Origin of the sequence: uncultured Streptococcus sp., assembly GCF_915066115.1 — a bacterium.
Lineage (GTDB): Bacteria > Bacillota > Bacilli > Lactobacillales > Streptococcaceae > Streptococcus.
This window is the reverse complement of record NZ_CAJZDT010000047.1, coordinates 1-12,031: the sequence shown is the minus strand read 5'-3', so window position 1 is coordinate 12,031 and position 12,031 is coordinate 1. Positions and strand designations below refer to the sequence as shown.

Genomic DNA, 12,031 nt, shown 5'->3' with positions numbered 1-12,031 from the left:
GGAGATATCACCAACTGGCCTCTCTTCTCCCAGTTTATCCTCCTCTTCCTCATGGCAATCGGTGGCTCAGCTGGCTCAACTGCAGGTGGTCTTAAGGTGATCAGAGGACTTATCCTCACAAAAATTGCTAAAAATCAGATTCTGTCCATCTTATCCCCTCACCGTGTCTTGACTCTACATGTTAATAAAACTGTGATTGATAAGGATACTCAGCACAAGATTCTTAAGTATTTTGCCATCTATATGATGATTATCCTCTCTCTCATCTTTATCGTCAGTCTTGATAGCAATGATTTTCTAGTCGTGACCAGTGCTGTCTTCAGCTGTTTTAACAATATCGGACCTATTCTAGGTACAACCTCGAGTTTTGCCATCTTTAGTCCCATCTCTAAAATCCTCCTCTCCTTTGCAATGATTGCAGGTCGCTTAGAGATATACCCAATTTTGCTACTCTTTATGAAACGCACTTGGTCTAAACGCTAATTATAATACATTTCCCCTTTTACAAGCTAGTAGAAGGGGAATTTTTCTATTAAAAATGAGAAGACCTTTTGGTCCTCTCCGAATCTAATTATTTTTTAAGAGCTTCCTTGTAACGAGCAAGTTCTGCTTGATTGGCCCAAACATAGTGACCTGGACGGATTTCTACCATAGATGGCTTATCAGTCTCATAGTCGTGTTGACTTGGGTCGTAAACCTTCAAGACCTTCTTACGTTCCAAGATTGGATCTGGGATTGGTACCGCTGAAAGCAAGGCTTGAGTATATGGATGAATTGGATTGTTAAACAATTCTTCTGTTTCTGCAACCTCTACAATAACACCCTTGTAAATAACTGCGATACGATCTGAAATAAAGCGAACGACAGACAAGTCATGGGCGATGAAGAGATAGGTCAAACCAAGTTCTTTTTGGAATTTTTTGAGCAAGTTCAAGACTTGAGCACGCACAGAAACGTCCAAGGCTGAAATGGGCTCATCCGCAATAACAAAGTCTGGTTGCATGACCAAGGCACGGGCAATACCGATACGTTGACGTTGACCACCTGAGAATTCATGAGGGTAACGAGTCAAGTGCTCAGCAAGAAGCCCCACTTCACGGATAATATTTTTAACTTTCTCTTTACGTTCTTCTTCATCCTTGAACAGATGATGATTGTAAAGACCTTCAGAAATAATATAATCAACAGTCGCACGTTCATTCAAACTTGCGGCAGGATCTTGAAAAATCATCTGGATACGACGAATCAATTCTGCAGCTTGTTCACGCGATTTCTTACCATTAATCTTTTGACCATCAAAAATGATATCCCCATTACTTGTATCATTAAGACCGATGATGGCACGACCAATAGTTGTTTTCCCACTACCTGACTCACCTACAAGCGAGAAAGTTTCTCCCTTGTTGATAAAGAAGTTAGCATTTTTAACTGCGACAAACTTCTTACTTCCTTCACCGAAGGAAATTTCTAAATCTTTGATTTCTACTAATTTTTCAGACATTTCCTTCCTCCTAGTCAGCCAGATGGGCAAATCCCATTTTTTCACGAATCTTATCATGGAGATTTGCAATCACAGCTGGTTTTTCTACTTTTGGAGCATCCTCATGAAGTAGCCAAGTTTTAGCCCAATGTGTCTCTGATACTGAGAATTGAGGAGCTTTTTGTTCGAAGTCAATTTGCATTGCATAGTCAGAACGCAAGGCAAAGGCATCCCCTTTCAGGTCAGTATAAAGTGACGGAGGTGTTCCTGGGATTGAGTAAAGATCCCCTTTATCATCAGCAAGCTGAGGCAAGCTAGACAAGAGACTCCATGTATATGGATGGCGAGGGTCATAGAAGACTTCCTCAACAGTTCCATACTCAACGATTTCTCCTGCATACATAACCGCTACCTTATCTGCAATACTTGCCACCACACCAAGGTCGTGGGTGATAAAGATTGTTGTGAAATGGTACTCGTTTTGTAAAGATTTCAACAAATCAATAATCTGAGCTTGGATGGTCACATCCAAGGCAGTCGTTGGCTCATCACAAATCAAGACATCAGGTCGGCAGGCAAGAGCAATCGCAATAACGATACGTTGACGCATTCCTCCAGAATATTGGAATGGGTATTCATCAAAACGTCTATCTGCATCTGGAATCCCAACCTTATTCATGTAGTCAATGGCCAATTCTTTCGCTTCTTTAGCTGTTTTTCCTTGGTGTTTTACAATAACTTCTGTAATCTGACTACCAATTGTTTTAATTGGGTCCAAACTAGTCATTGGATCTTGGAAGATAGTCGCAATCTTAGCGCCACGAATTTGTTCCCAATCCTTGTGAGAAGATAAAGCTGTCAAATCTTGACCACGGTAGTCAATGCTACCTTGGGCAATGCGACCATTTTCTTCAAGCATACCTGTGAAAGTCTTTGTCAAAACAGATTTTCCTGATCCTGACTCACCTACCAAGGCTAATACTTCTCCTTCAACTAGTTCAAGGGAAACGCCGCGAATGGCTGTCAATACTTTGTCACGAACGTCAAATTCCACGACAATATCGCGAGCAGTCAAAATTACATTTTTTTCTTTTGTCATTTCTACTCCTATCTATGTGTACGTGGATCACTAGCATCCGCTAAGTTTTGACCAACTACGAAAAGGGATAAGGATACCAAGACAAGAGTTGTCAATGGAATCCAGAAGAGGTATGCATTTGTCGTTACGTTCTGAGAGTAATCTGAAATCAAACGACCTAAACTTGGAACTGTAATCGGCAATCCAAGTCCAAAGAATGAAAGGAAAGCTTCGTATGAGATAAAGGCTGGAAGCATTTGAGATGTCGTCGTAACGATAACAGATACCAATTGTGGCATAATGTTTTTTACAACAATCTTAAAGGTTGGTGTTCCAAGTGTACGTGAAGCAAGGTTATACTCCAAGTCACGATAACGCATGATCTGAATACGAATTGAGTAAGCAATACCAATCCAAGTAGTCACACTCATAGCAAAAATCAGATTCCAGAATCCAGCTCCGATTGAGTAAGTCAAGACAATGACAATCAAAAGAGATGGGATGTTTGAGATGACATTATAAACTTCCATCATCACACGGTCAACTGATTTTGAAATTCCCCAAATACCACCGACAAAAACACCGATAACCAAGTTAATCACTGTCGCAATCACAGAAATGAGGATAGAGTTACGAGCTCCGAACCAGACACCGTCAAAGAGAGATTTACCGTTACTGTCTGTACCGAACCAATGCTCAGCATTTGGCTTGATATAACGAGCACTAAAGTCGTTTACTTTGCTGACATCATTGAAATCAAACTTAGAAAACATTGGGTAGATGAAACTCATCAAAATGATAGCTACCAAGATTCCCAACATGACTACAGTTGATTTCTTCTTCATAAATTGTCTAAACACTGAGCCCCAGTATGAATAGGCTGGCGCATCAATGGCTTCAGAGGCAAAATCGTCACGTTTTACGAACTGAAATTTTTCTTTATCGATTGTAGACATTATTTGCCTCCTTTCTCAGTCAATTTAATACGTGGGTCAATAATAGTCATCCAAATATCTCCCAAAAGAAGTGAGAAGATAGAAATACATGTAAAGATGAAGACAAGACCTACGACCATAGAGTTATTAGATGCTTTTACAGAGTCAATCAACATTTTACCCATACCTGGGAAAGCGAAGACTGTTTCAGTAAGGGTTGCACCACCGATAACCCCGATAACAGCACCAGGAATTCCTGAAACCAGCGGAACCATGGCATTTTTAAAGATGTGTTTGTTTGAAATTTCTTTTTCAGACAAACCTTTTGCACGAGCAAAACGAACAAAGTCCTGTGATTGCAAGTCAATCATGTAACGACGAATCCAAATAGCTGTACCAGGAGCACCCAATAAACCAAGGATAACTGCTGGTAAAACATACGAACGCCAATCTCCAGCACCCAAGATAGGGAATGAATCTGGAAGACCAATTGATGATCCAATCAAACGAACAATGTAAACCAAGGCAATGGTTGGAAGGGCCATCAAGAAGGTCAAAAACCCTGTTGAGAAGCTATCAATCCAAGTATTCTTGAAGCGAGCCATAGCTGAACCAAGTGGCACGGCAATCGCATAAGAAATCACCAAACCAATCAATCCAACGACTGCAGAGCTAGCAATCATAGAAGGATATTGGTAGTTGCTTTCAGTTGCAGTATATGGGTCATCTTTCCCATAGTTAGCTACTTCACGAGAATCAGCCTGACTAGGCGATTTGTAGGTTCTTGAGTAGATATTAACTGAAGATGTTTTCTTACCAGTTGGGAATTGCACTTCTGATGTCTTAGTTTGACCTTGTCCTTGTGTGATAACTTGAAGCACAGGAGTATTAGCATAAGTTGGATATGAATCACCCAAATTCAAGTTCACAAAGTTTTGGTGAACAAATGGGAACTGACTATTGAAGTACAAGAGGTACTTGTGTTTAGTCCCTGAACCTACCAGAGACCAGCCGATAGCGGGATCATTTTCAAAACGCAAATAACGCTCCAAATTTGGATTTTCTGGGTCCTGAATCTTGTTTGTGTGGTCGATATCAAGCAAGTTTGCATAGAATTTAAACACACGTTCAAAAATTGGAATTTCACGTGTAGCGTAGAATTGGCCACTTTCAGTAAATTCTCCCAGGGTCCAACCATGACCGATTTGTTTGATGTATTTTTCATAGATAGCCTTGTTGGTATCATTGGCTTCAACTGTTACAGAAGCATCCATCTGGCTAGCTTTTTCTTGCAATTCCTTGGTATCGTAGTACTCGATATAGCCCATACGCTCATAAACAGTGTTCTCATAGTTATCACGCTTATCAGCAGTTGTCGCAATCTTGTTATAGTTGGTATCCTGTTTGAAAATCAATTTTCGAGGAACCATTGTATAGATAATCGTGTAAGTCAAGGTTGTTACTAAGAAGATAGAAACCAATGACCGCAAGACACGCATAAAAATATATTTCTTCATATCGTTTCCTTTTTAAATCCCAAAAGAACCTTCTCCTCATGGAGAGAAAGTTCCCTTGAGAGTTATTTATTTAACGTGTTTAGTCAATTCTTTTTGAACTTTTTCGTTTGATTCTTTTTTCTCTTTAATCCATTTCTCACGAGCTTGTTCATAATCAGCCTTTGTTACAACTTTGTCTTGTAACTGAATATATTTGAAGTAGAGATTTGAACCTTTGTCTCCAGATTGGCTATAAGAAGCTGAGAATGGTACAACACGAGAAATGAATGGTGCAGCACCACTAGAAGACATAGCTGGTAAGAAGAGTGAACTGTCTGTCAACCAAGCTTGAGCAGCAGCATATTTTTCATAACGTTTGTTAAGATCACTTGTTTCTTTTCCAGCTTCATCAAGCAATTTATCGTAATCTTTCACACCAACTTTAGCTGCAGCTGCATTTGATGGGTCATCATACCCCATATAAGTTTTCGTTTGCTCACTATTAGTTGATTTAAGGATATCAAGGTAAGTTGATGGATCTTCATAGTCAGGATTCCATCCAACCGCACCTGAAAGATCCCAATCCTCAGCTGCCGCATTAGCAGCATAATAAGTCGCATTAAAGAATTCATCTTTAGAAATTTGTTGAATATCGATGACAACATTTTCTTCGCCTAAAACTTTTTCAACTGATTGTTTGAACGACTGAATCCGTGCGACAAAGTTTTTAGAGGTTTGGTCTACTGGAACATCCAAGTGGATAGGGAATTTCACACCTTCTGCTTCCAGAGCAGTTTTAGCTTTAGCAAATTCTGCTTTAGCTTTGTCAGCGTTAAAGAGACCGTCTTGACCATCAGCAAAGTTTACATCTTTCCACTCATCTCCATAAGTCTTAACTTTTTCAGCAACCAAGTCACCGAAAGTTTTTTCGCCTGCAGTCACAAAGTCTGGTTTCACAAATAAATTACGAACTGCGAGAGGAGCACCTTCTTTACCGTTAACTTGAGCAGAATAACCTGTACGGTCAAAGGCAAAGTTCAAGGCTTGGCGGAAGTCTTTGTTAAGAAGAGCTTTCTTAGTAGATGTTTTCTCTTCATCTGTCGTTTTAGATGTATATTTGTAATTTTGTCGATCGATATTTACACCTAAACCTCCAATACCAGCTCCTGACGGAGTGTAGAAAATATTATCCTTGTATGACTCCTCTACCTTTGAGAAGTTTGAACTTGTTGGGTAAAGACGAGCAAAACTATAAGCTCCACTTGTAAAGTTACGCTCAAGTGATTCTTGGTCCGAACCATCAAAATATGCAAGTGTTGCTGTATCTAAATGAACATTCTCTTTATCCCAGTACTGCTCGTTCTTAGCAAATTCGATAGAAGATTTAGCAGTCAAACCTTTAAGCAAGAAAGGTCCATTATATAGCAATGATGTAGGATCTGTCGCTTTAGCAAAATCAGAGCCTTTTGATTTTTCAAATTCTTCGTTTAATGGCCAGAAAATTGAATAAACCATCTTAGAGTTCCAGTAAGGTTCTGGTTGGTTCAAAGTATACTCAAGAGTATAGTCATCAACCGCTTTAACACCTACTGTAGAGAAATCTTTTGAATTCCCAGCCAAATAATCAGATAAACCTTTAACAGAAGTTTCAGCTAGATATAGAGCTTCTGATTTCTTATCTGCCGCATGTTTCAATCCATTCACGAAGTCTTTAGCAGTCACTTCGGCATATTCTTCACCATCGGATGTCATCCATTTGACACCTTTACGAATTTTGTAGGTATATGTCAATCCATCTTTTGATACAGACCAGTCTTCTGCAACCGCAGGAGTCAAATTCCCGTATTTGTCATTTGTGAAGAGGCCATCGATCCCGTTTGAAGTAGCCACTTTCGTACTCTCTTTTCCAGAAATAATATAATCTAATGTTTCTGGGTCAGCCGAATAGACATAGCCATAGGTTTTTGGAGCTGTCGAATCAGATGATTTTGAATTCCCACAAGCTACTAACACACCTGTTGCCAATAAAGCAACTCCTGCTGCAACAAAGACTCTACTTTTTTTCATTTATTTACTCCTCTGATAAAGTATAGGTTATCATCAATTATACCATAGATTTCAAGAAAAGTAAACGAATTTTCAGAATATTTAGGCTTATTGACACAAAAAATCTGAAAAAGCTATTGACTGAAAATCATTTTCAAGGTATAATAATAAACGTTAAGGCGGTATAGCCAAGTGGTAAGGCACGGCTCTGCAAAAGCTTGATCGTCGGTTCAAATCCGTCTACCGCCTTCTATAACTTGATTTATCAGGTTTCACATGAACAGAAAGCCCAATTTGAAGGGCTTTTTTCTTTTTCTTTGGATAAATAAGGATAGATTTAGAAAAGTTTTGGGGCGGATTTGGGGACTGAGTTTTTCGAGGATACTATTCCCTTTTAAAATCAACTGAAAAAAGCTTTGTCACGCATGATGACAAAAGCCTCTAGTTTACTCTGTTTCTTCTTCTATTTCAACTTCGGTAATTTGGACTTTTACCTTGGTAACACGTCCATTTTTCACTTTATCATTGGTTAGGATAAGCTGTTTGTTTTGGCTTACCAACTCATAGCTGAGCTTTTCAGTCGTTGGAATGGTCCCCACTCCTGTCAAATAGTAACCAGCGATGGTATCAACGTCATCACTTTCCAGTTCAACATCAAAGTAGTCATTAAAATCATTGAGATTCATGGTACCTTGAACAATATAAGTATCTTCTCCAATTTTATGAACTTCGATTTCAGCCTTATCTGTTTCGTCATCGATTTCCCCAACGATTTCCTCTAAGAGGTCTTCAAGTGTCACCAAACCAGCCATTCCACCGTATTCATCTAACAAAATCGCCATTTGTCTTTGGGTATTGCGTAATTCTTTTAACAAGTCATCCACAAAAATAGTTTCAGGAACAAAAAGAGGATCTTGTAAGATTTTCTTCCAAACAATATTGTCAAAACCGTCCACAAAGCCCGCATTAAGGAGACTCTTGGTATGAATAATCCCAATCACATTGTCCTTATCCCCATCATAGACAGGGATACGAGAATAATTTTGTTTTAAAATACTTTGGATGATGGTTTGACTATCATCCTGAATATCTACCATAAAGGCATCCGTTCGAGGAACCATGACTTCTCTGGCCATTAATTCGTCCAGTGAAAAGATTCCTTGTAACATTTCAATTTCGTCAGCATCTAGTGTTTCTTCACTATTTGTCAACATGTACTCAATTTCATCACGGGTCATTTTTTCATCAGCATCGTCAAAGGTCATAGGAGTCAAGCGACTCAAGAGATTGGTAGATGCAGACAAGAGCCAAACAAAGGGACTAACTAGTTTCCCAAGCCCAATGATAACTGGCGCTGTACGAATCGCCAAGGCATCCTTTAGATTAAGAGCGATTCTTTTAGGATACAATTCCCCAAAAACGATGGAAATATAAGTCAAAAATGCTAAAGATAGAAAACTTGCAACGGCATAAGATGTTTCACCATTTCCAAGCCAAGATGCAATTTCTCGTCCCAGAGTGTCTGCCAAACTCGCCCCTGATAAGATCGTAATCAGGGTAATCCCTACTTGAATGGTTGATAAAAAGTGGTTAGGATTTTCTAGTACCTTCAGCAGACGGATATAGCGTCTATCTCCTTCTTCTGCCTTTTGTTCAACCCGCGCACGGTTAAGTGAAACCATGGCCATTTCTGTGGCTGAGAAAAAAGCATTTAACACTGTCAAGATAAACAATAAAACAAATTGTAGCAACAAATTCTGACTACTTGGGTCTTCCATAGTTCTTCTCCTAAAATAGTATCTTACCCTCTATTATATCACAAAATATAGTCCAGTACATATTATTTTTTCTCATACTCTTCGAAATTCACTTTAAACCACGTCAGCTTCATCTGCAACTTCAAAGCTGTGCTTTGAGCAACCTGTGGCTAGCTTCCTAGTTTGCAATTTGATTTTCATTGAGTATCATTGTATATTGTAGCCCTGCTTAAACTAGTAAAAAAGAACTCCTATATCCACAAGTGACATAGGAGTTTATGTTATCTTTTACTGAGTTACCGTTACTTCTCCAGTTCGGTAATCCAGTTGAAGTCCCTTTTGAACATTGGGAACTAGGACATTAAATTCCAATTCTCCGTCTGAAGACTTGGCTTCAATCTGTGAAGCTGAAGGAACTAAATCCTCGTTTGAAGCATAATAAAGAGTTACACGGTAACGGACACGCTTGTTTTGGTCCAAGGCCTTACGTACCATGCTTTCATAGTAGTTTTGACCAGTCGAATCCTCGGCTTGAGCCTGATTTGCCCAAGCTGTTTGAACAGCAATGTTTTTAGGATTGCTTGTCGAGGCATCAAAACCATCCAAGCCACCGATTAAGGCATAGCCTAACAAGTGACCTCTATCGACCGCATGGGTATAAGAACCCTTTAGATTCTTGACCTGATGCCAGCCTGGAGGAGTCCATGAAGTCGAACCATTCCCAGTTTCTTCACGATTCTTGTACTGACGAGTAGCCTTAGACAAGAGGGCATTTGCTACGGTTGGCACTGTTTCCTTGCCCACTGTCTTTGTTTTATTATCAGCGTAAGGCTTACTTGAAACCTTGGCATCTAGATTTGTTTTATTACCATTGACGATAAAAGCACCTGAGCCATTCCACTCAATACTCCCTTTTATTTGGCTTTTGACTGCGTCTGTTAAGACACTTTCTGCCAATTCTTGACTAGGAGCTTCAGAAGCTTGTTTTTTCTGACTAATCTTGGTTTTGGGACTATTAGGTGTCGACTGCATCTGCTTGATATAATAGCTTCCCGCAGATAAGAGTAATAACACTAGCAGTCCGATCAGTGTCTGTCTTGTTTTTTTATCCATTTTTCTCCTTATCTCTAGAAAAAGACTGGTTCTCCAGCCTAATTTCCTGTAAATTTATGAATTAATTCCTGCCATTTTGCCGGAGACAGGATAGCCCATGGATCTTGACCCTTGCCCAAGATTCCATAACCTACCATTAATCCGATTCCTAAGGCTAGAGCACCTAAAAACAGTACCAAAATGACTAAAAGTAAACGCTTGATTACATAGCTTGATTTCTTACTCATCTTCATCGCTTGCCTCAATCCGCTGAATCTTAGCACCTAGCTGTGCCAACTTCTCATGGAATCGGTAATAACCTCTATCCAAGTGAACCAATTTACCGACCACGGTTTCTCCCTGTGCTACCAAACCTGTCAAAATCAAGGCTGCACTGGCACGAAGGTCAGTAGAAAGAACTTCTGCCCCCTGCAAAGGTTGTCCACCAATAATACGAGCCGTATCACGGATAATCTCAGAATGCAATCCCATACGTCTCATTTCTTCTAAGTGTTGGAAACGATTTTCAAAAACTGTCTCCACCATGGTTGATTCCCCTTTTGCGACGGTCATCAAGGCTGTAAATTGAGCCTGCATATCTGTTGGAAAACCTGGGTGTGGCAAGGTTTTCACATGAACAGCTTTTAGATTTTCTAGTTGAGAGCGAACTCGAATCCCTTCAGTCTCCTCTGTCACTTCCACTCCCATTTCAAGCAATTTGGCAATCAAGGGACGGTTGTGCTCCCAGACAGCGTCTTTAATCAAGACATCACCACCAGTCATGGCAGCAGCTACCATAAAGGTTCCTGCTTCGATACGGTCTTGGACTACATTGTGAGTTGTACCATGAAGTTTCTCAACACCCGTAATGGTAATAGTCTCTGTACCAGCACCTTTGACCTTGGCTCCCATTTCATTGAGGAGAATGGCTAGGTCAACAATCTCAGGCTCACGCGCAGCATTTTCAATCACTGTCACCCCATCAGCTAGAGTTGCTGCCATCATCAAGTTCTGCGTAGCGCCAACACTCGGGAAGTCCATGTAGATATGAGCACCCTGCAAGCGGTCTGCCTTTGCTTCGATATAACCAGCAGTCTGACTAATCTTAGCCCCCATAGCTTCCAGACCTTTCAAATGAAGGTCAATAGGACGGCTACCAATCGTACAACCGCCTGGCATAGATACCTTAGCATGACCTACACGAGCAAGAATCGGTCCCAAGACAACAATAGATGCGCGCATCTTGCTGACATACTTGTAAGGAGCTTCCTCAGTGATATCGCCAGTCGCGTCCACCTCAACAAGATGAGCTTCTTCATTAAAGTCCACCTTGGCATTCAAACCACGAACCACCTGATTCATAGTGAAAACATCTGACAAGATAGGAACATTCTGCAAGACGGTCTTTCCTTCACTTGCTAGAATAGTCGCTGCCAACAAGGGCAAGACTGCATTCTTTGCTCCTTCAATCGTAACACTTCCTACCAGACGATTATCGCCACCTTGAACCACAATTTTTTCCATACTTATTTCCTTTACTCTTGATTTTGTAATAGACTTACTTTCTTTGTAATTCTATTAACTAATTTATTAATAATCCAAGCTAAAATTAGACTAAGGACCAGCACAAAAAATGTAAATATCACATCATTTATTCTGGATGACACAAGTGTTTTTCCTAGCATAGAAATAACTAATCCATGTATCATATATAATTCAAACGATATACTACCTATTAAAATCAAATATATATGTGAAAAATTTATTTTTTTCACAAAAACAATAATAAAGTAGATTGTAAAAATAATATTATCTAAATTAGCAGCTAACGCATAACTATAACTATCTTCTAAATGCACATACCTCAACAAAATATCGTATTGATGTGAAATAAAGAGTAACACAGTTACTAAAACAAGTATGATAAAATAATGTCTATCTAAAACTCCATCAATTTTCTCTTTATTTTTAGCCCATATTAAGCCAATTATGAAGGGGAAAACACTATTATACCACCAAAAACCGTAACCTAATTTTATAGCTAAACAAATATAACCAATTATGAATACTGTATTGATAACAATAGCAATAAACTTATTTTTGAAAAACTTAAATGATATATAAAAAAATATATACAATAGAATTAC

At 39.4% G+C, this 12,031-nt stretch carries 11 protein-coding genes and 1 tRNA gene; 2 read left to right on the top strand and 10 right to left on the bottom strand.

Going from position 1 to position 12,031, the window contains the following annotated elements; genetic code table 11:
* A partial coding sequence (locus QZ565_RS04690; protein WP_295526260.1) for a potassium transporter TrkG occupies window positions 1-483 on the top strand: 483 nt, incomplete at its 5' end.
* An 88-nt stretch (window positions 484-571) separates the two neighbouring features.
* Here the strand turns inward: QZ565_RS04690 and QZ565_RS04685 are convergent.
* The 5 genes from QZ565_RS04685 to QZ565_RS04665 form a co-directional block, all read right to left on the bottom strand.
* The gene (locus tag QZ565_RS04685; protein ID WP_295526257.1) at window positions 572-1,501 is read right to left on the bottom strand and encodes an ATP-binding cassette domain-containing protein; all 930 of its coding nucleotides are present in this window, start codon (window positions 1,499-1,501) and stop codon (window positions 572-574) included.
* A gap of 10 nt (window positions 1,502-1,511) precedes the next feature.
* Complete coding sequence (locus QZ565_RS04680) at window positions 1,512-2,579, bottom strand: ABC transporter ATP-binding protein (RefSeq protein WP_000159550.1); 1,068 nt, start codon at window positions 2,577-2,579, stop codon at window positions 1,512-1,514.
* Window positions 2,580-2,587: 8 nt separating this feature from the next.
* Window positions 2,588-3,514: an oligopeptide ABC transporter permease OppC gene (gene oppC / locus QZ565_RS04675; RefSeq protein ID WP_004255894.1), complete on the bottom strand. Its 927-nt coding sequence runs from the start codon at window positions 3,512-3,514 to the stop codon at window positions 2,588-2,590.
* Window positions 3,514-5,010 carry an ABC transporter permease gene (locus tag QZ565_RS04670; protein WP_020902008.1) on the bottom strand — a complete coding sequence of 499 codons (1,497 nt, stop codon included), beginning with the start codon at window positions 5,008-5,010 and terminating at the stop codon, window positions 3,514-3,516. The genes oppC and QZ565_RS04670 overlap by 1 nt, the downstream gene beginning before the upstream one ends.
* Before the next feature lie 66 nt (window positions 5,011-5,076).
* A complete protein-coding gene (locus QZ565_RS04665) occupies window positions 5,077-7,056 on the bottom strand; it encodes a peptide ABC transporter substrate-binding protein (protein WP_020902007.1) in 1,980 nt (659 codons plus the stop codon).
* 157 nt (window positions 7,057-7,213) lie between these two features.
* Here QZ565_RS04665 and QZ565_RS04660 point away from each other — a divergent pair.
* Window positions 7,214-7,284 (top strand) — tRNA-Cys (locus QZ565_RS04660).
* Between the two features lie 197 nt (window positions 7,285-7,481).
* Here the strand turns inward: QZ565_RS04660 and QZ565_RS04655 are convergent.
* The 5 genes from QZ565_RS04655 to QZ565_RS04635 form a co-directional block, all read right to left on the bottom strand.
* Window positions 7,482-8,813, bottom strand: a complete 1,332-nt coding sequence (locus tag QZ565_RS04655) for a hemolysin family protein (protein ID WP_000390027.1) — start codon at window positions 8,811-8,813, stop codon at window positions 7,482-7,484.
* A 267-nt stretch (window positions 8,814-9,080) separates the two neighbouring features.
* Window positions 9,081-9,905: a DNA-entry nuclease EndA gene (gene endA / locus QZ565_RS04650; protein WP_295526245.1), complete on the bottom strand. Its 825-nt coding sequence runs from the start codon at window positions 9,903-9,905 to the stop codon at window positions 9,081-9,083.
* 38 nt (window positions 9,906-9,943) lie between these two features.
* Window positions 9,944-10,132, bottom strand: coding sequence for a DNA-directed RNA polymerase subunit beta (locus tag QZ565_RS04645; protein WP_025171934.1), 189 nt, complete (start codon window positions 10,130-10,132; stop codon window positions 9,944-9,946).
* A complete protein-coding gene (murA, locus tag QZ565_RS04640; RefSeq protein WP_295526241.1) occupies window positions 10,125-11,408 on the bottom strand; it encodes a UDP-N-acetylglucosamine 1-carboxyvinyltransferase in 1,284 nt (427 codons plus the stop codon). The genes QZ565_RS04645 and murA overlap by 8 nt, the downstream gene beginning before the upstream one ends.
* 11 nt (window positions 11,409-11,419) lie before the next feature.
* Window positions 11,420-12,031: acyltransferase family protein (locus QZ565_RS04635; RefSeq protein ID WP_295526238.1), on the bottom strand; the 612-nt coding region annotated here is incomplete at its 5' end.

Bases quoted from the DNA above. Each gene is read 5' to 3' on its own strand.
- QZ565_RS04685 (WP_295526257.1), bottom strand. From the start codon at position 1,501: ATGTCTGAAAAATTAGTAGAAATCAAAGATTTAGAAATTTCCTTCGGT.
- QZ565_RS04680 (WP_000159550.1), bottom strand. From the start codon at position 2,579: ATGACAAAAGAAAAAAATGTAATTTTGACTGCTCGCGATATTGTCGTG.
- oppC (WP_004255894.1), bottom strand. From the start codon at position 3,514: ATGTCTACAATCGATAAAGAAAAATTTCAGTTCGTAAAACGTGACGAT.
- QZ565_RS04670 (WP_020902008.1), bottom strand. From the start codon at position 5,010: ATGAAGAAATATATTTTTATGCGTGTCTTGCGGTCATTGGTTTCTATC.
- QZ565_RS04665 (WP_020902007.1), bottom strand. From the start codon at position 7,056: ATGAAAAAAAGTAGAGTCTTTGTTGCAGCAGGAGTTGCTTTATTGGCA.
- QZ565_RS04655 (WP_000390027.1), bottom strand. From the start codon at position 8,813: ATGGAAGACCCAAGTAGTCAGAATTTGTTGCTACAATTTGTTTTATTG.
- endA (WP_295526245.1), bottom strand. From the start codon at position 9,905: ATGGATAAAAAAACAAGACAGACACTGATCGGACTGCTAGTGTTATTA.
- QZ565_RS04645 (WP_025171934.1), bottom strand. From the start codon at position 10,132: ATGAGTAAGAAATCAAGCTATGTAATCAAGCGTTTACTTTTAGTCATT.
- murA (WP_295526241.1), bottom strand. From the start codon at position 11,408: ATGGAAAAAATTGTGGTTCAAGGTGGCGATAATCGTCTGGTAGGAAGT.